Source organism: Caulobacter sp. DWR1-3-2b1, from assembly GCF_049895765.1.
GTDB lineage: Bacteria > Pseudomonadota > Alphaproteobacteria > Caulobacterales > Caulobacteraceae > Caulobacter.
Genome location: NZ_JAFCSZ010000010.1, coordinates 1 through 22,850, shown reverse-complemented (window position 1 = coordinate 22,850; position 22,850 = coordinate 1). Strand labels below are relative to the sequence as shown.

The window sequence follows — 22,850 nt, the reverse complement described above, 5'->3', positions numbered from 1 at the left end:
ACATCCTCATGCCCGCCCTCTCGCCCACGATGGAAGAGGGCACGTTGGCCAAGTGGCTGGTCAAGGAAGGCGACACCGTGAAGGCCGGCGACGTGATCGCCGAGATCGAAACGGACAAGGCGACGATGGAAGTCGAAGCCGTCGATGAAGGCGTCGTCGAGGCCATCCTGGTTCCTGGCGGCACTGAGAACGTCAAGGTCAATACGCTGATCGCACGGCTCAAGGGCGAAGGCGAGGCGGCTTCGCCGGCCCCGGCTCCGACCGCCGCGGCCGCTCCGGTCGCCGCTGCGCCTGTCGCGGCGTCGCCCGCCGTTAGCTCCGCTGCTTCAACCTTCGCCGATCCTGAGATCGCCGAGGGCACGCCGATGAAGAAGATCACCGTGCGCGACGCCCTGCGCGACGCCATGGCCGAAGAGATGCGCCGCGACGACCGCGTGTTCCTGATGGGCGAGGAAGTCGCCCAGTATCAGGGCGCCTACAAGGTCAGCCGCGATCTCCTGCAGGAGTTTGGCCCCAGGCGCGTCATCGACACCCCGATCACCGAGCACGGCTTTGCCGGCATGGGCGTCGGCGCGGCGATGGCGGGCCTGAAGCCCATCGTCGAGTTCATGACCTGGAACTTCGCCATGCAGGCGATCGACCACATCATCAACTCGGCCGCCAAGACGCTCTACATGTCTGGTGGCCAGATCAAGTCGTCCATCGTGTTCCGCGGCCCCAACGGCGCGGCTTCCAGGGTCGGCGCGCAACACAGCCAGGACTACGCCGCCTGGTACGGCAACGTGCCCGGCCTGAAGGTTATCGCACCCTATGATGCGGCCGACGCGAAAGGGCTTCTGAAAGCGGCTATCCGGGATCCGAACCCGATCGTCTTCCTCGAACACGAGATGATGTACGGCATCGAGTTCGATATCCCGGATGTCGAGGACTATGTCGTGCCGATCGGCAAGGCTAAGGTCCGCCGGGAAGGCACGGACGTCACCATCGTCGGCTATAGCCGCATGGTCGGCTTCGCCCTGAAGGCCGCCGAGGAACTCGCCGCCCAGGGCATCTCGGCCGAGGTGGTCGATTTGCGGACCATCCGCCCGATGGACCACGCCACGGTCCTGGAAAGCGTCAAGAAGACCAACCGTCTGGTGACGGCCGAGGAAGGCTGGGGCCCGATGGGCGTCGGCGCCGAGATCGTCGCCCGCATCATCGAGCACGGTTTCGACTATCTGGATGCGCCGCCTCTGCGCGTGCACCAGGAAGACGTGCCGCTGCCCTACGCCGCCAATCTGGAAGCCCTTTCGCTGCCGTCGATCGACAAGATCGTCCAGGCCGCGAAGAAGGTTTGCTACCGGTGATCCCAATGCCCGCTCGACTAGGCCCCGGCCTGGACGGGCGGGCGGGGTGACGGCTGTGGCGATGCTCGGCAGCTCGTGTCACTGCGGCGCGGTGCATGTGCAACTCGACCCGGGCAAGCCCGTCGACGAGTTGCCGTTCCGATCGAGGACGGGGGCAAGGCCTAAGCACGCTCAACGTCGTCGCGATCAATCTGTCCGGTTTCGAGGGCAGAGAGCCCGAACGGCTGGACTATCATGACGAAACCGACGAACAACGCCTTGTTCGTCGTAAGGCCAAATGGACACCGACCACGCTGGTCGAAGCCGTCCCGAACGCTTGAGGAAGCTGCTCAATGTCGATCGACATCCTGATGCCCGCCCTGTCGCCCACCATGGAAGAGGGAACCCTCGCCAAGTGGCACGTGAAGGTGGGTGACACCGTGAAGGCCGGCGACGTGATCGCCGAGATCGAGACCGACAAGGCGACGATGGAAGTCGAAGCCGTCGATGAAGGCGTGGTCGAGGCCATTCTGGTCGACGCCGGGACCGAGAACGTCAAGGTCAACGCCCTGATCGCCAAGCTGGTCGGCGAGGGCGAAAGCCCGGCTCCGCCGGCAGCCAAGTCGGCTCCGGCCGCTGAAGCACCGAAGGCTGCTCCGACGCCTGCCGCCCCCGTCCAAGCCGGCGGCGAGACCGCTGCTCCGGCCAAGCTGGCCCCAGCCCCGGCCGCTGCGTCGGCGCCAACTGGCGACCGCGTCTTTGCTTCGCCCTTGGCCCGCCGCCTGGCCTCGGCCGGCAATGTGGACCTGAAGTCCATCGCCGGCTCGGGTCCCCATGGTCGCATCGTCAAGGCTGACGTGGAAGCCGCGGGCAAGGCTCCCGCTGCTGCCGCCGCTCCCAAGCCGGCCGCCGCATCAGCACCTGTCGCGGCCGCTCCTCCTGCCGCTGGAACGCGCACCAGCCCGACGCTGGAGCAGATGGGCATCCCGCCCGGCTCCTACGACCTGACTCCGTTGGACATGATGCGCAAGACTATCGCGCGTCGTCTGACTGAAAGCTTCCGGGATGTGCCGCACTTCCCGCTGACGATCGATCTCGAGATCGATGGTCTGCTGGCTGCACGCGCCAAGATCAATAGTCTGCTGGAAAGCCAGGGCGTGAAGGTGTCGGTCAATGACATCATCATCAAGGCCGTGGCCGTGGCGCTCAAGCGCGTGCCGGAGGCTAACGCCTCCTATTCGCCCGAGGGCATCGCGCTTCACAAGCACGCCGACATCGCGGTGGCCGTGGCCATCGACGGCGGCCTGATCACCCCGATCATCCGCGCCGCCGAGACCAAGGGCCTGGCCCAGATCTCCGCCGAGATGAAGGACCTAGCCGCGCGCGCCAAGGCCAAGAAGCTGAAGCCCGAGGAATTCCAGGGCGGCACCTTCTCGATCTCCAACCTCGGCATGTTCGGTATCAAGGCTTTCGCGTCGATCCTCAATCAGCCGCAGGGCGCGATCATGAGCGTCGGGGCGGGCGAGCAGCGACCGGTCGTCAAGAATGGCGAGCTGGCCGTGGCCACGGTGATGACTGTCACCCTGACCTGCGATCACCGGGTCGTCGACGGCGCCGTCGGGGCCAGGTTCCTGGCGGCGTTCAAGCCGCTGATCGAAGAGCCGCTGACCCTGATCGTCTAGTCGAACAGGAGCGCGACAGCCGAAAGTGGAAGCCGGTTTCGGCGCCCGTCGCGTTCCAGCTATTTGAACCGAGCTTTCTTCCTCGAAGAAAGCTCTCGGGCAGGGAGAGCGCCAATGTCAGTCTATGACTACTCCGCCAAGACGCTGGTCGGCCAGGACGTGAGCCTGGCCGACTATCGCGGCCAAGTGCTGCTGATCGTCAACACGGCCAGCAAATGCGGACTGACCCCGCAGTACGAAGGCCTTGAGGCGCTCTATCGCGACTACAAGGATCGCGGCCTGACGATCCTGGGCTTTCCGTGCAACCAGTTCGGAGCTCAGGAGCCTGGCGAGGCCGAGGAAATCGCGAGTTTCTGCTCCCTGACCTATGACGTGACCTTTCCGATTTTGGCCAAGATCGACGTCAACGGCCCTTCGGCTCACCCGCTCTACAAGTTCCTGAAGAAGGAGCAGAAGGGCGTGCTGGGCACCGAGGGCATCAAGTGGAACTTCACCAAGTTCCTGATCGGCCGCGACGGCGAAGTCGTCGAGCGGTTTGCTCCCACCACCAAGCCCGAGGACCTCAAGGTCGCGGTCGAGGCGCTGCTCTAAATTCTCCCGGATCGGCTTGCAGGCCGATCGATCGAGGCCGCCCGGCTCCCTTCGGGCGACGTCCAAGCTAGGGTACGAACATCATGTCCACCGAATTCGATGTCGTCGTTATCGGCGCCGGTCCTGGCGGCTATGTGGCTGCGATCCGCGCCAGCCAGCTGGGCCTGAAGACGGCCATCGTCGAGCGCGAGAACCTAGGCGGCATCTGCCTGAACTGGGGCTGCATCCCCACCAAGGCCCTGCTGAAGTCCGGCGAGATCTTCGAGCAGCTTTCCCATCTGGACGCCTACGGCCTGTCGGTCGAGAAGCCGTCGTTCGACTTCAACAAGATCATCGAGCGCTCGCGCGGCGTGGCCAAGACCATGTCGGGCGGCATCGCCTACCTGATGAAGAAGCACAAGATCGAGGTCGTCGAGGGCGAGGCCAAGCTCGAAAAGGGCGCGCCGGCTCCGAAGGTCGTCGTGGTTCTGAAGGCTGGCGGCAGCCGCACCATTCAAGCCAGGAACGTCATCCTGGCCAGCGGCGCCCGCGCCCGCAACATTCCCGCCATCGGCGCGGTGTCGGATGGCGACAAGGTCTGGACCTATCGCGACGCCCTGGCCCCCAAATCGATGCCCAAGTCGCTGGTCGTCATCGGCTCGGGCGCCATCGGCATCGAGTTCGCCAGCTTCTATCGCGCGCTGGGCGCCGAGGTGACCGTGGTCGAGGCCGTTGACCGCATCATGCCGGTTGAGGACGCCGAGGTTTCCAAGGCCGCCCAGAAGGCGTTCGAGAAGCGCGGCATCAAGTTCCGCATTGGAGCCAAGGTCACCAAGGTCGAAAAGACCGCCACTGGCGTGTCGGTATCGGTCGAGGTCGGCGACAAGGCCGAACTGCTGACCGCCGAAAAGTGCATCGTCGCCATCGGCATCGTGCCCAACACCGAGGGAACCGAGGCCGTCGGCCTGACTACCGATCGCGGCCATGTCGTCACCGGCAAGCACGGCGAGACCAATGTCCCCGGCCTCTACGCCATCGGCGACGTCGCCGGCGCGCCGTGGCTCGCGCACAAGGCCAGCCACGAGGGCATCTACGCCGCCGAGCACATCGCCGGCTACAAGACGCCCGCCGTCAATTCGCCCATCCCGGGCTGCACTTACGCCACCCCCCAGGTCGCCTCGGTCGGCTATACGGAAGCCGCGGCCAAGGCCGCAGGCATCGACGTCAAGGCCGGCCGCTTCCCGTTCAAGGTCAACGGCAAGGCCGTAGCCGCCGGCGAGACCGAAGGCTTCGTCAAGACGGTGTTCGACGGCCAGACCGGCGCCTTGATCGGCGCGCACATGATCGGCCATGAGGTCACGGAAATGATCCAGGGCTTCGTCACGGCGATCACCCTTGAGGCGACCGAAGAAGACCTGCACGGCATCGTCTATGCTCACCCGACCATGTCGGAAGCCATGCACGAAGCCGCCCTCGACGCTTACGGACGCGTTCTCCACATCTAGGGAAACGGATGGCTCGCGCGACGGCCACAACAGCAGACAAGCCGGCCAAGGCTTCGGCCAAGGCTTCGGCCAAGGTTCGGAAAGGGTCCAGGACCACCCTTTCCGAGGCCAATCTCGTCGATCTCGGCGCGGAGCGGCTGGCCTCCATCCTGATGGAGTTGTCGATCGACGCCTACGTCAAGCGCGCCCTGCGGCTGGAACTGTTCGCCGAGGTCAGCCCCGACGGTCTGGCTCTGGAGATCTCAAAGCGGCTGGCGGCGATCGCCAAGGCCACCTCGCGCATCCATTGGCGCAAGCGCGCGGCCTTTGCGCGCGATCTCGACCTGCACCTGCGCATGATCCAGCGTCTGGCCGAAAGCGACCCCAAGACGGCCCTGGCGCTGCTGATGGATTTCCTGGACCTGGCCGGTTCGGTGTTTGACCGGGTCAGCCAGCCGGAAGGCCCGATCGGCGAGGTTTTCGCCGAGGCGCGCGACTCCGTCGGGGACATCGCGACCCTGGCCAAGGTCACGCCTGTCGATCTGGCGGATCGCGTGGCCCAATTGATCCTCTGCGACGACTACTACGTCTTTGGCCCGCTGATCGCCGTTGCCGCGCCGTCACTTGGCGCCACCGGGCAGATGCGACTTCGCGAGCGTCTGGAGGCGGCTCTGGCCGAACGGCCGGCGCGGTCGGCGGGGGGCTATGACGCCAAGGTTTCCGTGGTCCGCGACGCTTTACGCCGTCTGGCCGATATCAGTGGCGACGTCGGAGCCTTCATCGCGACCTTCAGCGAAACCCAGCGCCGGTTTCCCGCCATAGCCGCCGAGATCGGAAGCCGTCTTCTAACTGTCGGACGGGAAGGCGAGGCCCTGGCCGCGCTGGAGGTCGCCGCGCCGGCGGTCAAGCCTCGCGGCCTGCTATCGGGCCGCGCGCCCGAGCCTTACGACCCGGCTGACCTGGCCTCTTGGGAAGATGTCTATCTCGACGCCCTGCAGGCCAACGGCCGGCAGGACGAGGCCCAGCGTCGGCGCTGGGCGGCCTTCGAGGCGACCCTTTCGATCCCGCGCCTGCGGGCCTTCCTGAAGGGTCTCCCGGACTTCGACGATGTCGTGGCCGAGGACGACGCCAGGAAGATCGCTGCCGAGTTTCCGCGCTTCGAAGCGGCCCTGGCCTTCCTGATCGAGTGGCCTGACCTAGCGGCGGCGTCGCGGCTGATCGTCAACCGCCATGGCGCGATCAACGGCGCGGACGAGGATCTGCTGACCGCCGCCGCTAGACGGCTGGAGGGGCCATTTCCGCTGGCGGCGACGTTGCTGCTGCGCGCCATGATCCGCAATGTGCTGACCTACGGGATCGCCGGTCGCTACAAGGCGGCAGCGCAGCAATGGTTGGAGATGGAGTCTCTGGCCCCGATGATTGCCGATTTCGGCGAATTCCCCAGCCATCAGGCCTTCATGGACGACCTGCGCGCCCTCCATGGCCGCAAGCAGGGTTTCCGAGTTGAACTGGAAGCTCTGGGCGGCGTGTTTTAGAGGACCGGGGGAATCGCTACTTCGCCGCCGTTCAGCGCCGTTCGGAGGCTTGCGTAGCGGCGGCGATCTAGAGCCCCTTCCGACCTGAAGGCTTCATCAGGGTCGGGCGAAAAGGGCTCTAAATCAAAAGTTTAGAGCATTTTCCGATAACCGTTTCACACTTATCGGAAAATGCTCTAGCGCGCCGGGTCCATGTCGCCTTTAAGCGGCTCTCGCGTCCTGATCGGCCATCCGCTGTATAGCGACATAGTCGGTCTTACCGCTGCCCAGCACGGGCACTTCCGGCACCTTCAGGATTTTGCGCGGCACCGCCAGCTCCGGCGCGCCGATGGTCTGGGCGTGGGCCACCAGGTCGGAGACCGCCGCATCGTGACGGTCGGTGACCAGCACCAGCTTCTCGCCCTTCTTCTTGTCGGGCATCGAGATTACCGCGTGGCGACCGTCCGGCCAGACGGCCGAGGCCAGGTCTTCGGCGGCCGTCAGCGACACCATCTCGCCGCCGATCTTGGCGAAGCGTTTTACGCGGCCCTTGATGGTGATCCAGTTGTCGTCGGTCATCGCGACGACGTCGCCGGTGTCGTGCCAACCGCCTTTAGGGGCGTCGACACCACCGTCTTCACGCAGATAGCCCAACATTATATTGGGGCCGCGCACCAGCAGCTTGCCGCCACCGGCAATGCCCTCCACCAGTTCAACACGGAACTCCTGGCCTGGCAGCAGCCCGCCGACCGTACCGCGCCGGTTATCGTCGGGCTTGTTCACCGCGATCACCGGCGACGCCTCGGTGGCGCCATAGCCCTCCAGCACGGGCACTGGACCGAATTTATCATTGATGAGGTTGTGGGTCTCTTCTTTAACCTTTTCAGCGCCGCATACGATAAACCTCAGACCCGAAAGCTCGTCGCTATCGGAAGCCCGAGCATAGTGGTTGAGGAAGGTGTCGGTAGCGAACAGCACCGAAGCGCCGGTGTCCTTGACCAGGGCCGGGATCTGCTTGGTGTGTAGCGGCGACGGATACTGGAACGCCTTCATGCCCTTCAGCAGCGGCAGGATCACGCCACCCGTCAGGCCGAAACAATGGAAGACGGGCAGGGGATTGAAGAACACCCAAGACGGGTCCAGCGCGATATGCGTCGCGATCTGTTCAGCGTTCGACACAAGGTTGGCCTGGCTCAGAACCACGCCACGCGGCGCGCCGAAGCTGCCGGAGGTGAACAGGATCACCCCGCGATCCGACGGCTTGGCCGATGCGCGGAACTGGCGCGGAAACAGGCCGGCGGCGGCAGCGAACAGCTTGTCGGTCAGGCCGATCGTGCCGCGCACATCTTCCAGATAGGTGATGGTCGTCTGATGCTCGAGGGCGTCGACGATGTCGTGCAGATTGCCAAGCTCGATAAACTTGTGCGCCGTCAGCACCCGCTGAACCTTGGCCAGCTTGCAGGCGGCCTTCAGGTTTCGCAGCCCTGCCGTAAAGTTCAGCATGGTCGGCACGCGGCCAAAGGCGTGCAAGGCAAAGAAGGTCACCACGGCCGCCGAGCCCGAGGGCAACAGTACGCCGACATTTTCGCCCGGCTTGGTCATCGCCGCGATCTTGCGGCCCAAGGCGAAGCTCGCCCGGATCAGGTCGGTATAGCTGAGGGGGTTACGGTCCTGATCCTCAAGAATGGGCTTCTTGGCGCCGTAGGTGTCACGCGCATCGATAAGGGCGTCGAAGAGGGCCTTCTGGCCGTCTTCCGCTTTGAAAACTACCGGCATCCCGGCGAAACCTCCCCGAAAAGCGTTATCGCTTTCGTTAAGACGCGAGACTGCCGGGGAAGGTCCGGCTTTGCAAGGAAGAGTCACAAACCGTGAAATCAGCCCGTGTGGCGTTCGGTCTTAGCCGCGATGCGGGCCTTGATGAAGGTCTCGATCTCGACGAGCCAGGCGTCTCTAACGGCATCTGATTCCATATGAAGGTCGTGGCGGCCGGCCGGAAATCCAACCTCGCGGCAGTTGGTGAGGGCCGCGCAAATCCTGGTCGAGAGCGCGGACGGCGCAGTGCGATCCTTCTCGCCGCGCAAGAGCAGGACGGGCGCCCTCACCTTGCCGACGTCAGCGCGCGCGCGCTCTGATGCGCTGGAGAAAGCGGCTAGCCAGCCCACGCTCGACGCACCCATGCGAAGATCTGGATTAGCGGTAAGCCAGGCCTGCTGGATCGCGCCGCGCGGCCGGTCCTCCGTCAGACCTGAAACGACGCCATCCGGTCCGTCGCGGCTCCAACCGGGCGCGCCTGGTGGTCTGATCCATCCGAGTTTCAGTCGGCTGGCCCAGACCAGGAGCTGCGGCGTCTGGGCAGGCGGACGGTTCAGGTCGAAGGCAGGCGACGACAGGATCACGCCATCGGTCGGCAGACCGCTCTCCGCGGCCAGCAGGGCGACAAGACCACCATCAGCATGTCCCAGCACCAGCAATGGCCTGTCGCTTTTGGGGCGGATCACCACGTTGACCAGGGCGCGGACAGCGGCGACGTCGGGATCGAAGCTGTCGACATGGCCGACATCGCGCCAGGGCGTGAGGCGTTCGGACCCACCCTGGCCCTGCCGCTCAAGCACCCAGACCGTATAGCCGCCTTCGTTCAGACGCCGCACCGTCTCGAACCATTTCTCGGCAGGCTCGGAGTAGCCGGTCAAAATCAGGATCGTAGCGCGAGGGCCGACCGCCGGCGCGGACACCCCGTACCGCTGCGCTGGGCCATTTCCGACCCGCACATAGCCCCATGCCCAGTTGTCCGGCGCGTAGAAGCGCGGCGCGATGGACGACGGCGTGCGGCTCTCGGCGAACGGCGCGCGCGAGCCGCCCTCACCGCAGCCGGCGAGGGTCAGGAACATCAGGACGGCAAGAAGATGGCGGCGCATGTGATGCAGTCATTTCGCGCCTTCGCGTCGCATGCAAGATCGCGTGCTTGAACCGGAGGCCAAGAAGACCGATTTAAGAGCCATGGCCACGGTGATCGACACTCTGAAGGCGCGCAACCTGGATGACCGGGCAGTGCGTCACCCCGAAAAGCAGAATCGCCCTGACACGGCGGTGCTGCGCAAGCCCGAGTGGCTGCGCGTACGCGCTCCCGGCTCGGCGGGTTATAACGAGACGCAAAGCATCGTCCGCGAACACAAGCTGACCACGGTCTGCGAGGAAGCGGCCTGCCCGAACATCGGCGAGTGCTGGAGCCAAAAGCACGCCACCATGATGATCATGGGCGAGATCTGCACGCGGGCCTGCGCCTTCTGCAATGTCGCCACCGGCCTGCCCAACGCCTTGGACGCCGACGAGCCGCGCCGCGTGGCCGAAGCCGTCGCCAAGATGGGCCTCAAGCACGTGGTCATCACCTCGGTGGATCGCGACGATCTCGCCGACGGCGGCGCCCAGCACTTCGCCGAAGTGGTCCTGGCCATCCGCGCCACCGCGCCGGGCACGACCATCGAGATCCTGACCCCCGACTTTCTGCGCAAGGATCGCGCCGAGAACGTGGTCATCGACGCCCGTCCGGACGTCTTCAACCACAACCTCGAAACCGTGCCGCGGCTCTATCTGAAGATCCGACCTGGCGCCCGCTACTACAACTCTCTGCGCCTGCTGGAGCGGGTCAAGGAGCGCGACCCGACCCAGTTCACCAAGTCGGGCCTGATGGTCGGCCTTGGCGAGGCCAAGGAAGAGGTCATGCAGGTGATGGACGACATGCGCTCGGCCGGCATCGACTTCATCACCATCGGCCAGTACCTGCAGCCGACCCGCAAGCACGCCGCCATCGATCGCTTCGTGACGCCGGAAGAGTTCAAGGCCTATGAGGCCATTGCGCGCGCCAAGGGCTTCCTGATGGTTTCGGCCAGCCCGCTGACCCGCTCGTCGCACCATGCCGGCGAAGACTTCGCCAAGCTGCAGGCGGCGCGGCGCGCTCTCGACGCCCGGACGGTCTAGGCTTGCACCGCCACGTCGTAACGCGGGTTTTACCGTACACGCCTGAACAGCTGTTCGTGCTGGTTGGGGACGTCGACGCCTATCCCAGCTTCGTGCCGTGGATAACGGGCATGCGCACCTGGAACGCCCGTCAGGACGGTCCGATCAGCACGGTGGACGCCGAAGCCCAGGTCGGCTTCTCCTTCTTGAAAGAGAAGTTCGCGACGCGCGTGCGCCGCGACGCGGAGCATCTGACCGTCGACGTCAACCTGCTTTATGGCCCTTTCAAGCGGCTATCCAATCAATGGAGGTTCACGCCCGACGGCGCCGGAACCAGCGTCGAGTTCGTGATCGATTTCGCGTTCAAATCGCGGATGCTCGACGCCTTGCTGGCGGCCAACCTCGACCGGGCGGCCGACAAGTTGATCGCCTGTTTCGAGGCTCGCGCCCGGCAGATCCATGGGGCTAAGCAGGCCTAGCCACAGCCTCGCGCAGCATCTCCAGCGCAGTGCGGACGGCCGCCAGCTGCACCGCCTCGCGGGTCTGGCCGTCGAATTCTTCATGCCGATGCACGACCGAGCTATTAGCCCGAGCCACGGCGAAATGGACGGTGCCGACCGGCTTCATCGGCGTACCGCCACCAGGGCCGGCTATGCCGGTGATCGAGACGGCGACATGGCCGTTGCTGTTCCTCAGCGCCCCCTCGGCCATCATCCGGGCTACAGGCTCGGAGACCGCGCCATGGTCGGCGATCAGGTCGCCGGGTACGCCCAACATCTCTGACTTGGCGCGGTTGGTGTAGGTGACGAAGCCGCGCTCGAAGACGTCGGACGCGCCCGAGATCGAACAGATCGCACCGGCCACTAGACCCCCCGTACAGCTCTCGGCCGCCACCAGCCGAAGAGATTTTTCGCGCGCCTCGGCGACCAGCAGGCGGGCAAGGGTTTCGATCTCTAGAGGAAACATGCGGCGCTCCAGCGGATTCGCGACGTCAGCCTATACCTGTCAGGCCGGAGTCTCGACCGCCACGACGGCTTGAGCAGCGAGGCCTTCGCCACGGCCGGTGAAGCCCATCTGCTCGGTCGTGGTCGCCTTGACGCTGACCCGGTCGAGCGGCAGCGACAAGATTGCCGCCAGACGCTCGCGCATGGCGGCCCGGTGCGGTTTGATCTTGGGGCGTTCGCAGATCAGGGTCACGTCTACATTGATGATCACGCCGCCCTTGGCGCGAACCAGATCGGCGGCGCGGATCAGGAACTTGTCGGAGGCCGCGCCCTTCCATTGCGGATCGGTCGGCGGGAAATGGTCGCCGATGTCGCCCTCGCCGATAGCGCCTAGCAAGGCGTCGGTCAGGGCGTGCAGGCCGGCGTCGGCGTCGGAGTGGCCGACCAGGGTCTCGTCGTGAACGATCTCGACGCCGCAGAGCCACACGGAGTCGCCCGGTCCCCAGCGATGAGCATCGAAACCTTGCCCGATGCGGGTAATGCGGGCCGCTCCCGCCAGTCGTTCGGCCATGGCGAAGTCCTCCGGATAGGTCAGTTTCATCAGCAGTGGGTCGCCGGGCGCGATGGCCACGTGGCCGCCCGCCGCCTCGACCACCTGGGCGTCATCAGTCGGCTCGACTTGGCTGGTCCAGGCCCGATAGGCAGAGACCAGCGTGGCGCGCCTAAAGGCCTGCGGGGTCTGGGCGCGCCAGAGATTGTCACGCGGGGTCGTCGTCAGTGGTGCCCCGGCCTCGGTGCGCTTTAAGGTGTCGGCTACCGGCAGGGCGGGAATCGCTCCATCGGCGTCGGTCAGGGCGCTCAGCAGACCTTCGATGGTCTTGCGGGTGAGAAAGGGGCGGGCGGCGTCGTGTACGAGCACGGGCTCGTCGCTCGACCGGTCTGAAAGCGCCGCCAGGCCCGCTTGAACAGACAGCGCGCGAGTCGCGCCGCCTTGGGCGCTGCGCCAGCCGTGCAGCCCAGACAGCACCTCGGGCAAGACCAGAGCGCCGTCCTCGGTGGTGACGATGACGATATCGGCCGCGCCTGCGGCGATGAAGCTCTCGACCGACCAGCGCAAAACGGGCTTACCCGCCACGGATCGCCATTGTTTGGCTTGGCCAGGGCCAGCCCGGGTTCCGGAGCCGGCGGCGACGATCACGGCGGAAAAGGTCATGGCCGGTGTTTAGTCCGGCCGTTGCGGTTGTCCAGTCGATCCGGGCTTTACTGCGCCGCACAATATGCCTAAAAACACAGCGATGGGGATGATTACAAAATGAGCAACACGCTCGATGTCGGCGGAGTCGAAGTGCCCGGGCGTGTGTGGATCGCACCCATGACCGGCATCTCCGATCTGCCCTTCAGGGAAACGGCCACGGCGCTTGGCGCGCCTTATGTGGCGACGGAAATGGTGGCCTGCGCCGAGTTCGCGCGCGGGCGGCCGGATGTCGTGCGCCGCGCCGCCGTGGGCGAGGGGCTGCCGCTGATGGTCGTGCAACTGGTCGGTCGCGATATCGGCTTGATGGCCAAAGGCGCTCGCATGGCCGCCGAAGCCGGCGCCGAGATCATCGACCTGAACTTCGGCTGTCCCGCCAAGGAAGTCTCGGGCGGCCAGCAGTGCGGCTCGGCCCTGATGCGCGATCCGGATTTGGCGCAAGCCCTGGTCGCCGCCGCCGTCGAGGCGGTGAATGTGCCGGTTACGGTGAAGATGCGGCTGGGTTGGGACGACAATACCCGCAACGCCGCCGACATCGCACGCCGGGCCGAAGCGGCCGGGGCGAAGGCGATCACTGTCCATGGCCGCACCCGCAGCCAATTCTACAAGGGTGTCGCCGACTGGTCGGCCGTCGCCGAGGTCAAGGCGGCGGTGTCGATCCCCGTTCTCGTCAATGGCGATATTGTCGACGGTGACAGCGCCCGGATGGCGCTCGATCAGTCCGGGGCCGACGGGGTCATGATCGGTCGCGGCGTCTACGGCCGTCCATGGATCGCCGGGGCCATCGAGGCTGCTCTGGAGGGCCGCGCTTTTATCGAGCCCGACGCCGACGAACGCCTAGCGATCGCCCTGACCCATTTCCGGCGAAGCCTGGATTTTTACGGCCTGCCGCTTGGCCTGAAGATGTTTCGCAAACACCTGGCTTCCTACATCGAAGCTGCGCCTTGGCCGGAAGAGCCCCAGGCGCGCCGCGCCGCGCGGGCTGCTCTATGTCGCCTGGATCAACCTGAACTGGTCGAAAGCGCTCTGACGCGCCTTTGGCTGGGGGACCGGAGGATCGCCGCATGAGCGACCGCGCGCGCGTTCTTGGTGGTAGGGCGCTCGAGGCGCTGAAATCCGCCGCCTTCGACCTCAGCCCGGAGCCCGCCCTCGTTGTCGACAGCCAGGGCGGCCTAGTGGCCGTGAACGAGGCCGCCGAGGCCTTGTTCGGACACGGCCTGTCCCTTCTGGCGCGCGGTCGCTTCCGCGCCGCCCTGCCGCCAGGTTCGGTGCTCGTTTCGCTGCTCGACCGCGCGATTTTCGAAGGTGCTCCGGTCCGCGAGCATGGCGTCGAGGTTAACCTGTTCGGCCAGCCGCCCTTCGAAGCCGACGGCGCCGCCGCGCCGCTTGGCGATGGCTCGGTGTTGTTGACCCTGCACGTCAAGGGCGTCCTGGGCGTCGACCGGGGCGCGGATGCCGCCGGCCTTCGCTCGGTAGTCGGCTTGGGCAAGATGTTGGCCCACGAGATCAAGAACCCCTTGGCCGGCATTCGCGGCGCGGCGCAATTGCTGAAGACCGGCGCCTCGGCAGCCGATCAGCCGCTGGCCCAACTTATTGTCGATGAAACGGACCGCATCCGCCGCCTGGTGGATCGCATGGAGGCCTTCTCCGAGGATCTGCCGACGCCGCGCGAGGCGGTGAACATCCACCAGGTGCTGGATCGCATTCGAGCCCTGGTCGCCAATGGTGTCGCCGACGGCCTTTCGCTGCGCGAGACTTACGATCCCTCGCTGCCGCCCGTCTGGGGCGACGAGGATCATCTGATCCAGATCTTTCTGAACCTGGTGAAGAACGCCGCTGAAGCCGCCCACATGCGCGGGGACGGACGCGGCGCGATTTCCATCCACACCGCCTGGCGTCCCGGCGTCCGGGTGCGTGGCGCCGATGGCAAGGCCGCCAGCGGCGCGCCCATCGAGATCCGCGTCCAAGACAACGGCCCAGGCGTGCCGCAGACCCTGCGCGACCATGTGTTCCAGCCCTTTGTGACCAGTAAGCCCAATGGCACCGGCCTTGGCTTGGCGTTGGTCACCAAGCTGGTCACCGCCCATGGCGGCCTGATCGATTTCGAGTCCGAGCCCGGCCGCACCGTGTTCCGCGTGCTGCTGCCCGTGGCGCCTGAACCTTCCGTCGGAGACACGTAAGTATGAATGCCGCCAGCAAGAAGATCCTGATCGCTGACGACGACTCGTCGGTGAGGCTCGTTCTCAGCCAGGCCTTCACCCGTCTGGGCTATCAGGTGCGGGCCACCGGCAATGCGACCACCCTGCTTAAGTGGGTCATGGACGGCGAGGGCGACCTGGTCGTCACCGACGTGATGATGCCCGACGAGAACGTCTTCGACGTGCTGCCGCGTATCCGCAAGGAGCGCCCCAAGCTGCCGATCATCGTGATGAGCGCGCAAAATACGCTGCTGACGGCGGTCAACGCGGCCGATGCGGGGGCGTTCGAATATATCTCCAAGCCGTTCGACCTCGACGACGTCACCTCTGCCGCCCGCCGCGCCCTCTCGCGTCCGGCCGACGCCGAGGCCTCCAAGGCCCAAGCCCGCGCCATACGCGACGAGCGCCTGCCTTTAATCGGCCGCTCGGCGCCGATGCAGGAGGTCTATCGCACCATCGCCCGGCTGGTCGGAGCCGACCTTACCGTGCTGATCCTTGGTGAAAGCGGCACCGGTAAGGAGCTGGTCGCCCGCGCTCTGCACGAGTTGGGACGCCGTCGCGACGGCAAGTTCGTGGTCATCAATCTGGCGGCGGTGCCGCGTGAACGGGTCGAAACCGAGCTCTTTGGGCGCGGCGACGGCGATCTGGGTCGCCTGATCGAGGCCGATGGCGGCACCCTGTTCCTGGACGAGATCGGCGACATGCCGCTGGACGCCCAGACGCGCTTGCTACGGGTAATCGACGGCACCGAGCCGGTGCTGAACCCGAAGACCGGCCGCCGACCAAACGTCCGGATCATCGCGGCCACCAACCGCGACCTTCGCGGGCTGATCCAGCAAGGCCTGTTCCGCGAGGACCTGTTCTTCCGCCTCAACGTCGCGCCGGTGCGTCTGCCGCCGCTGCGCGATCGCACCGAGGACATCCCGGATCTCGCCCGCACCTTCCTGCTGCGCGCCAATCGAGAAGGCCTGCCGGCCAAGACCATCGATTCCAGCGCTCTCGACCGCCTGAAGGCCCACTCCTGGCCTGGCAACGTTCGTGAGCTGGAAAACCTGATCCGACGGATGTGTGCTCTCTACGCCGAAGAACTGATCAACGCCCGTATCGTCGATCGTGAGTTGCAGGACCATACCCCGGCCGTCCGGTCGGAGGAGGGGCCTGTGACCTTGTCGATGCTGGTGGAGCGTCACCTGGCCGGCCATTTCGCCGATCAGCCTGACGGCGTGCCGGCAGCGGGTCTGTATGATCGGGTTCTTCAGGAGGTCGAACGCCCTCTGATCCAGCTGACCCTCTCGGCCACACGGGGCAATCAGGTGCGAGCGGCCGAGATTCTTGGTCTCAACCGCAACACCCTGCGCAAGAAGATTCAGGATCTGGGCGTGGAAATGACCCGCGGTCGACGCTGAAGCTTATTTGGCACATAGCTGTTGATTTTGGGGCACACCCACTTCTAGACTGATGCAATGGCGTCAGTGATGTCCGCATTGGAATCCGATAGCCCGCCACCCCGGTTCAGCCGGGCTTGGTGGCGGGAGCTTCTGCGGTCGCGTTATGTGATCGGCGGGGCCTATGCTCTAGCGGTGGTTCTGACAGTGACCGGGGTCGCTCTGGCGTCCTCACCGCCGAAGAGTGGCCCGATCAGTCCGGCCAGCACGGCGATCCTCATCGTTCTGGGCTTCAACCTCGTCCTGATCCTCGGGGTCGCGACTGTGGTCGGGCTTCGGCTTTTCGAGATGATCGACGCGCGGGCCAACGACGCGGGCGCGCGCCTGCATCTCCGCTTTGTCGGCCTGTTCTCGCTGGCTGCCGTGGCGCCGGCTGTGATCGTGGCGCTGTTCTTCGGCGTGCTGGTCAATCGCGGCGTAGAGGGCTGGTTCAGCCAGAGAGTCAGAACCGTGGTCGAAAACTCGGCCAAGGTGGCGCGGTCCTACGTTTCGGAACAGACCAACTATATCAGCGAACACATCCGCCCGATGGCCGCCAACCTGAACGAGGCCGCGCCGGCGATGGCGCAGTCTCCGGTAGTGTTCAGCCACTTCCTTGCAGGCCATACCGCCAACAGCGGATTTTCCGCCGCCTATGTGCTCGACCGCGACGGGCGAGTTCTGGCCCGGGCCGAGATGCCCGGCGCGCCGGCATTCCTGGCGCCGCCGCCGTCCACTTTTCAGGGTACCGACACCGGCGAGGCGATGGCGCAACGCTTCGTGTCGTCAGACCTGTTTCGTGCGCTCTACCGGCTGAAGGCCTTCCCGGACGCCTATCTCTACGTCGTCCGTCCGATCGATCCGGGAATCCTGAGCCATCTGATCGAGGCCGAAGACTCGCTGATCTCCTATCGAGACGCCGAGCGCAGTCGGGTTCGGATTCAAGCGATCTTTGGCCTCAGCTATGCAGAAACGGCATTGCTGGTGCTGGTCGCGGCCGTCTGGGTCGGCATAGCCGCCGCCAACTCCATCGCAGGCCCGGTGGCTGGACTGGTCGAGGCCGCCGGCCGCGTCTCTGCGGGTGACCTGGACGCGCGCGTTGATGCGGAAGTCGGACCTGATGAGATCCGGGCATTGTCCAACGCCTTCAATATGATGACCACCGATCTTCAGGTGCAGCAGGCCGCACTCCGAACTGCGAGTCTGGACGCCGAAACCCGGCGTCAATTTATCGAGACGGTGCTGTCTGGCGTCAGCGCGGGGGTGGTGAGCCTCGATGCCCAGGGACGAATCTCAGCCCTTAATCGCCGCGCGGTCACGCTGCTCAGCCTTCGGGAAGACGCCGTCGGACTTGATCTGATCGAGGCGGCGCCGGAGTTCGGCATTGTCATCGAAACCATCATCGAGGGTCGCTCCGACGCCGAGGTCGAGGTCGATCTGGCGCGCGACGGCGAGACCCGCCGATTGCGGGTGCGGGGCGCCGGTCAAGTGGCTGAAGGTCTGGTGCTGACCTTTGATGACATCACCCGGCTCGTCGCCGCCCAGCGCAACGCCGCCTGGAAGGACGTCGCGCGCCGGATCGCTCATGAGATCAAGAACCCGCTGACCCCGATCCAGCTGTCGGCCGAGCGTATCAAGCGCAAGTACCGCAAGGAGATCACCAGCGATCTGGAGACCTTCGATCGCTGCACCGAAACCATTATCCGCCAGGTCGGCGACATTGGCCGGATGGTCGATGAGTTCTCGGCATTCGCGCGTATGCCCGCGCCGCGCTTCGAGTCGGCCAACCTGACCGAAATGCTGCGCCAAGCAGTCTTCGCCCAGCGTTTCGTCGATCCGGAGATCGAGGTCGCGCTGCATGAACCGGGCGAGGACGTGCTGATCAAGTGTGACGCGCGGATGGTGGGGCAGGCCCTGACCAACATCCTCAAGAATGCCGGCGAGGCCGTCGGCGCGCGGCGCCATGCTACGCCGGAGTCGCCCGGCAGGATCACCGCGACCCTGGTGGCGGGCGATGACGATTTTTGCGTGATCATAGAGGACAATGGCGTTGGCCTGCCGGTGCGTGATCGTGATCGTTTGACCGAGCCCTATGTGACGACCCGCGAGAAGGGCACCGGCCTTGGTCTGGCGATCGTCAAGCGGATCATGGAGGATCACGAGGGAACTCTGGTCCTTACCGATGCCCGCGAAACACCCGGAGCCCGGGTAATCCTGAAATTTCCAACGACCGCGCGCCTGCCCGCCGCGGCCTTTGGTGGCGTAGAGGAGATGATATGAGCGCTGACGTGCTTGTCGTGGACGACGAGGTCGATATCCGCGAACTCGTGGCCGGCATTCTCGAGGACGAGGGATACGCCGTGCGAACCGCCGCCGATTCCAATCAGGCGCTGGCGGCCCTGCGCGCACGCAAACCGGCCCTGCTGGTGCTGGATATCTGGATGCAGGGCGGCGGTATGGACGGGCTGGAATTGCTCGACATGATCAAGGGTCTGGACCCGGATCTGCCGGTCATCATGATCTCCGGCCACGGTAATATCGAGACGGCCGTCAGCGCCATCAAGCGCGGCGCTTACGAGTTTCTGGAAAAGCCGTTCAAGTCGGATCGGCTGCTTCTGGCGGTCGAGCGGGCGCTGGAGGCGGCAGGCCTCAAGCGCGAGAACCGCCGGCTACGAGCCCAGAGCTTCACCTCCGACGGGCTGATGGGCAAGTCGGCCGCCGCCCAGGCCCTTCGCCAGATGATCGCCAAGGTGGCTCCAGCCAACAGCCGCGTGCTGGTTTCCGGACCGCCTGGCGCGGGCAAGGAACTTGTGGCCCGGTTGATTCACGGCGCCAGCGCCCGCACCCGGCAGGAGTTCGTTGCGGTCAGCGCGGCCGGCATGGCCCCCGAGCGACTCGATGTCGAACTGTTTGGCGAGGAAGGCGAGGGCGGTCGTCCGCGCAAGATCGGCGTGTTTGAGAGAGCGCACGGCGGGACCCTCTATCTCGACGAGGTGGCCGACATGCCGCGCGAGACCCAGAGCCGTATCCTGCGGGTCCTGGTCGAGCAGCGTTTCCGGCGCGTGGGCGGCGACAGCGACGTTCAAGTCGATGTGCGGGTCATTTCCTCGACCTCGCGCGACCTGCGCGACGAGATCGCCGCCGGCCGGTTTCGCGAAGACCTCTTCCACCGGCTGAACGTCGTGCCCGTAAGGGTGCCTGGTCTTTCCGAGCGTCGCGAAGACATCCCCGAGCTGATCGGCTTCTTTATCGAGCGCATCGCAGAGGCGACAGGTCTGCCGCGTCGGCGTCTGGGCGACGATGCCCTGGCGACGCTGCAGGTTCAGACCTGGCCCGGCAATGTTCGGCAGCTGCGCAACAATGTCGAGCGCATGCTGATCCTGGCGGCGGGCGAGCCGGGCGAACTGATTACCGCCGAGATGCTGGCTGGCGCGGAGCAGCCCTCGGCCGGCCACGCCGGCGCGATCGGGGCCGAGCGGATCATCGCCTTGCCGTTGCGCGAGGCCAGGGAGCTGTTCGAGCGCGAATATCTGAACGCCCAGATCCTGCGGTTTGGCGGCAATATTTCGCGCACCGCCAATTTCATCGGCATGGAGCGCTCGGCGCTGCATCGAAAGCTCAAGTCGTTAGGTGTCGCCGGCGCCCGGGCGGACGAGGAAGAGTAGATGTCACGCTTCGCCTATGTGAACGGCCGCTTCGTCCGGCACGGCGAAGCCGCCGTGCATATCGAGGATCGCGGCTATCAGCTGGCCGACGGCGTCTATGAGGTCTGGGCCGTATTCGACGGCAAGCTGGCCGACGCGGAGGGGCACTTCGCGCGGCTGTGGCGCAGCCTGGACGAACTGCGCATCGCCCATCCGATGGGGCAGGCGGCCCTGACCTTCGTGCTGCGGGAAGCGGTTCGCCGCAACATGGTCCGCAATGGTCTGGTCTATCTGCAGGTGACACGTGGTGTCGCGCGTCGCGACCACGCCTTTCCAAACCCGGCGGTTCCGCCGTCGATGGTGGTCACCGCAAAGTCCACGGATCGCGAGCTTGCCGAACGCAAGGCGGCGCAGGGCGCGGCTGTGATCAGTGTGCCGGAAAGCCGCTGGGGGCGCTGCGATATCAAGTCGGTCGGTCTGCTGCCCAACGCCCTGGCCAAGCAGGCGGCGCGTGAGCGCGGCGCGGTTGAGGCCTGGTTCGTTGATGAACTGGGGCAGGTCACCGAAGGGGCCTCATCCAACGCCTGGATCATCGACGCCGAAGGCAGCCTGCGCACCCGCGACACCCAGGCCAACATCCTGCGCGGCGTAACGCGATCCACCCTGTTCGAGGTGATCCGCGAGGCGGGACTGCCAATCAACGAAAAACCGTTCACCATCGCCGAGGCGCAAGCCGCCCGCGAGGCCTTCGTCACGGGGGCCGGGACGCTGGTTCTGCCCATCGTCAGCGTCGACGGGGTGAAAGTTGGCGATGGCTCGCCCGGACCGGTGGCGACGCGGCTTCGGCGTCTCTATATCCAGCGCGCCCGCGAGAAAGCAGTCTGACGGTGTGGTCTAAAATGACTGGTCTGAAAGAGCGCGAATTCGACGCAGGGCGCATTTTCCCACCGAATGGTGATCGCGTTCAGCGGAAAATCCTCTAGCATGGCTTTGTTTGTGTGGGGGGCGCTTTGCCCTCCGAAACAATAAGAGGGGAACCCCCATGTCTGCCGAAAAGAAACAAAACTTGCAGGACACGTTCCTGAACAGCGTGCGGAAATCCAAGACGCCGCTCACCATTTTCCTCGTCAATGGCGTCAAGCTTCAGGGCGTTGTCAGCTGGTTCGACAACTTCTGCGTTCTGCTGCGTCGCGACGGCCAGTCGCAACTGGTCTATAAGCACGCCATCTCGACCATCATGCCGGCCCAGCCCGTTCAGCTGTACGAGCCGAGCGCCGACTCCGACGATTGAATTAGAGACGCTTGTCAAAATCCTCCAAATCCGTAGATCGCGCCGCGCCGGTTCTTAAGGCGTTTGTCATCCACCCGGTGCGGCCTCTGCGAGGCCCGGCCGCCGCCTTGGCGCGTGACCCTCAGTCACGTCTTGAGGAAGCGGTCGGCCTTGCGCTGGCCCTTGACCTGAACGTCGTGGAGACGGTGATCGCGCCGCTGCGTGCGGTCACGCCCGCCACCCTGTTCGGCAAGGGCAAGATCGAGGAGTTTGCTGCGATCTGCGAGGTCGAGAAGATCGACGTCGCCGTGTTCGACGACCAGCTCACCCCCGTCCAGCAGCGCAATCTGGAGCGAAGCCTCAACGTCAAGGTGATCGACCGGACCGGGCTGATCCTAGAGATCTTTGCCCGCCGCGCCCGCACACGTGAAGGCAAGCTGCAGGTCGAACTGGCGCGGCTCGACTACGAGCGTTCGCGCCTGGTCCGCACCTGGACCCACCTTGAGCGCCAGCGCGGCGGCACAGGTAATACTGGGGGCCCCGGCGAAACCCAGATCGAGCTCGACCGCCGCCTGATCGCCGACAATATCATCAAGCTGAAGCGCGAGCTGGAAGAGGTGCGTCGCACCCGGACCCTGCATCGCAAGGCTCGAAAGAAGGTCCCGTATCCGACCGTGGCTCTGGTTGGCTACACCAACGCCGGCAAGTCGACGTTGTTCAATCGCCTGACCGAGGCTGATGTCCTGGCCAAGGACATGCTGTTTGCGACGCTCGATCCAACCTTGCGGACGGTGAAACTGCCCGATGGCCGGCCGGCGATCCTGTCCGACACGGTTGGCTTCATCTCAGACCTCCCGCACGAACTGGTCGAGGCTTTCCGCGCCACCCTCGAGGAGGTGCAAGAGGCCGGCGTCGTGCTGCACGTGCGCGATATCGCCAACCCCGACAGCGTGGCTCAGGCCCGGGACGTCGAGACCGTGCTGGCCGAACTTGGCGTCACTTTCGACGAGGGCAAGACCGTCGTCGAGGTCTGGAACAAGATCGACCTGGTCTCCGAAGACGACCGCGAGGAGGTCGATGGAAGCGCCCGCCGGGCCGAGGCCTCACCGGTTTCGGCTACCACGGGCGAAGGCTGCGAAGCGCTGCTCAAGCGCATCAGCGGTCTGATCGATGACTCCCCGCCCATCGCCATCCGCCTCACGGCAGGCGAGGGCGAAGCCTTGGCCTGGATCTATCGCCACGGCCGGGTGATGAGTCGCGAGGACGAGGCGGAGGGTGGCGTGACGATCGTCGCGCGCCTCGATGCTCAAGCCTTGGGTCGGTTCGAACGTCAGTTTCCCAACGCCTTCGTAATGGTCGCCGCCTAGAGCATTTTCCGATAAGTGTGAAACGGTTATCGGAAACTTATGATTTAGAGCCCTTTCCGTCCGGCCCTGATGAAAGCCATCAGATCGGAAAGGGCTCTAGCGCTGCGCATTCCACGGCATCGTGGGCGCGTATTCCACGGCATCATGGGCACGATTTCCACGCGATGGTGGGCACGGATTCCACGGCATCGTGGGCGCCCCTGCTGAGGGGATGATGGAGCC

19 protein-coding genes and 1 pseudogene are annotated in these 22,850 nt (G+C 65.3%); 16 read left to right on the top strand and 4 right to left on the bottom strand.

The features are described 5' to 3' along the window. The first annotated feature begins 8 nt into the window (after positions 1 to 8). The 6 genes and pseudogenes from ACP69S_RS11145 (at position 9) to ACP69S_RS11120 (ending at position 6,596) form a co-directional block, all read left to right on the top strand. Positions 9 to 1,346 (top strand): pyruvate dehydrogenase complex E1 component subunit beta, encoded by a 1,338-nt coding sequence (locus tag ACP69S_RS11145; protein ID WP_425997171.1) that lies wholly within the window; start codon positions 9 to 11, stop codon positions 1,344 to 1,346. Positions 1,347 to 1,582: 236 nt separating this feature from the next. Next, positions 1,583 to 1,666, top strand: a pseudogene (locus ACP69S_RS11140) (aldehyde-activating protein); the annotation flags it as partial. 12 nt (positions 1,667 to 1,678) lie between these two features. Continuing rightward, the gene (locus ACP69S_RS11135) at positions 1,679 to 3,007 is read left to right on the top strand and encodes a pyruvate dehydrogenase complex dihydrolipoamide acetyltransferase (protein ID WP_425997169.1); all 1,329 of its coding nucleotides are present in this window, start codon (positions 1,679 to 1,681) and stop codon (positions 3,005 to 3,007) included. 114 nt (positions 3,008 to 3,121) lie between these two features. Then, on the top strand, positions 3,122 to 3,598 hold the full coding sequence (locus tag ACP69S_RS11130) for a glutathione peroxidase (RefSeq protein ID WP_425997167.1): 477 nt from the start codon (positions 3,122 to 3,124) through the stop codon (positions 3,596 to 3,598). An 83-nt stretch (positions 3,599 to 3,681) separates the two neighbouring features. Beyond that, a complete protein-coding gene (lpdA, locus tag ACP69S_RS11125) occupies positions 3,682 to 5,082 on the top strand; it encodes a dihydrolipoyl dehydrogenase (RefSeq protein ID WP_425997165.1) in 1,401 nt (466 codons plus the stop codon). 8 nt (positions 5,083 to 5,090) lie between these two features. Further along, positions 5,091 to 6,596, top strand: a complete 1,506-nt coding sequence (locus tag ACP69S_RS11120) for a DUF6880 family protein (protein ID WP_425997163.1) — start codon at positions 5,091 to 5,093, stop codon at positions 6,594 to 6,596. 201 nt (positions 6,597 to 6,797) lie between these two features. Here the strand turns inward: ACP69S_RS11120 and ACP69S_RS11115 are convergent, their stop codons facing one another. Both ACP69S_RS11115 and ACP69S_RS11110 read right to left on the bottom strand, forming a co-directional pair. Then, a complete protein-coding gene (locus tag ACP69S_RS11115; RefSeq protein ID WP_425997161.1) occupies positions 6,798 to 8,351 on the bottom strand; it encodes an AMP-binding protein in 1,554 nt (517 codons plus the stop codon). Positions 8,352 to 8,449: 98 nt separating this feature from the next. Further along, the gene (locus ACP69S_RS11110) at positions 8,450 to 9,490 is read right to left on the bottom strand and encodes an alpha/beta fold hydrolase (RefSeq protein WP_425997159.1); all 1,041 of its coding nucleotides are present in this window, start codon (positions 9,488 to 9,490) and stop codon (positions 8,450 to 8,452) included. 82 nt (positions 9,491 to 9,572) lie between these two features. Here ACP69S_RS11110 and lipA point away from each other — a divergent pair, with 82 nt between their 5' ends. Further along, positions 9,573 to 10,550 (top strand): lipoyl synthase, encoded by a 978-nt coding sequence (gene lipA / locus ACP69S_RS11105; protein WP_425997395.1) that lies wholly within the window; start codon positions 9,573 to 9,575, stop codon positions 10,548 to 10,550. Positions 10,551 to 10,552: 2 nt separating this feature from the next. Continuing rightward, the gene (locus ACP69S_RS11100; RefSeq protein ID WP_425997157.1) at positions 10,553 to 11,008 is read left to right on the top strand and encodes a type II toxin-antitoxin system RatA family toxin; all 456 of its coding nucleotides are present in this window, start codon (positions 10,553 to 10,555) and stop codon (positions 11,006 to 11,008) included. On the opposite strand, the gene ACP69S_RS11095 is transcribed toward ACP69S_RS11100, so the two are convergent. Then, positions 10,995 to 11,495: a CinA family protein gene (locus ACP69S_RS11095; RefSeq protein ID WP_425997155.1), complete on the bottom strand. Its 501-nt coding sequence runs from the start codon at positions 11,493 to 11,495 to the stop codon at positions 10,995 to 10,997. The genes ACP69S_RS11100 and ACP69S_RS11095 overlap by 14 nt on opposite strands. Before the next feature lie 39 nt (positions 11,496 to 11,534). Further along, on the bottom strand, positions 11,535 to 12,686 hold the full coding sequence (locus tag ACP69S_RS11090) for a bifunctional 2-C-methyl-D-erythritol 4-phosphate cytidylyltransferase/2-C-methyl-D-erythritol 2,4-cyclodiphosphate synthase (RefSeq protein ID WP_425997153.1): 1,152 nt from the start codon (positions 12,684 to 12,686) through the stop codon (positions 11,535 to 11,537). Positions 12,687 to 12,785: 99 nt separating this feature from the next. Here ACP69S_RS11090 and dusB point away from each other — a divergent pair, with 99 nt between their 5' ends. From dusB to hflX, 8 genes are all read left to right on the top strand, one after another. After that, positions 12,786 to 13,793, top strand: a complete 1,008-nt coding sequence (gene dusB / locus ACP69S_RS11085) for a tRNA dihydrouridine synthase DusB (protein WP_425997151.1) — start codon at positions 12,786 to 12,788, stop codon at positions 13,791 to 13,793. Continuing rightward, the gene (locus ACP69S_RS11080) at positions 13,790 to 14,905 is read left to right on the top strand and encodes a two-component system sensor histidine kinase NtrB (RefSeq protein WP_425997149.1); all 1,116 of its coding nucleotides are present in this window, start codon (positions 13,790 to 13,792) and stop codon (positions 14,903 to 14,905) included. Before dusB ends, ACP69S_RS11080 begins: the two co-directional genes overlap by 4 nt. 2 nt (positions 14,906 to 14,907) lie before the next feature. Further along, a complete protein-coding gene (locus tag ACP69S_RS11075) occupies positions 14,908 to 16,329 on the top strand; it encodes a sigma 54-interacting transcriptional regulator (RefSeq protein ID WP_425997147.1) in 1,422 nt (473 codons plus the stop codon). Between the two features lie 57 nt (positions 16,330 to 16,386). Continuing rightward, a complete protein-coding gene (locus ACP69S_RS11070) occupies positions 16,387 to 18,627 on the top strand; it encodes an ATP-binding protein (RefSeq protein WP_425997145.1) in 2,241 nt (746 codons plus the stop codon). Further along, positions 18,624 to 20,012: a sigma-54-dependent transcriptional regulator gene (locus ACP69S_RS11065; protein WP_425997143.1), complete on the top strand. Its 1,389-nt coding sequence runs from the start codon at positions 18,624 to 18,626 to the stop codon at positions 20,010 to 20,012. The genes ACP69S_RS11070 and ACP69S_RS11065 overlap by 4 nt, the downstream gene beginning before the upstream one ends. Then, a complete protein-coding gene (locus ACP69S_RS11060; protein WP_425997141.1) occupies positions 20,013 to 20,876 on the top strand; it encodes a D-amino-acid transaminase in 864 nt (287 codons plus the stop codon). A 157-nt stretch (positions 20,877 to 21,033) separates the two neighbouring features. Then, positions 21,034 to 21,282 carry an RNA chaperone Hfq gene (gene hfq / locus ACP69S_RS11055; RefSeq protein WP_013079113.1) on the top strand — a complete coding sequence of 83 codons (249 nt, stop codon included), beginning with the start codon at positions 21,034 to 21,036 and terminating at the stop codon, positions 21,280 to 21,282. A gap of 11 nt (positions 21,283 to 21,293) precedes the next feature. After that, positions 21,294 to 22,628 (top strand): GTPase HflX, encoded by a 1,335-nt coding sequence (hflX, locus tag ACP69S_RS11050; RefSeq protein WP_425997138.1) that lies wholly within the window; start codon positions 21,294 to 21,296, stop codon positions 22,626 to 22,628. The last annotated feature ends 222 nt before the right edge of the window (positions 22,629 to 22,850 follow it).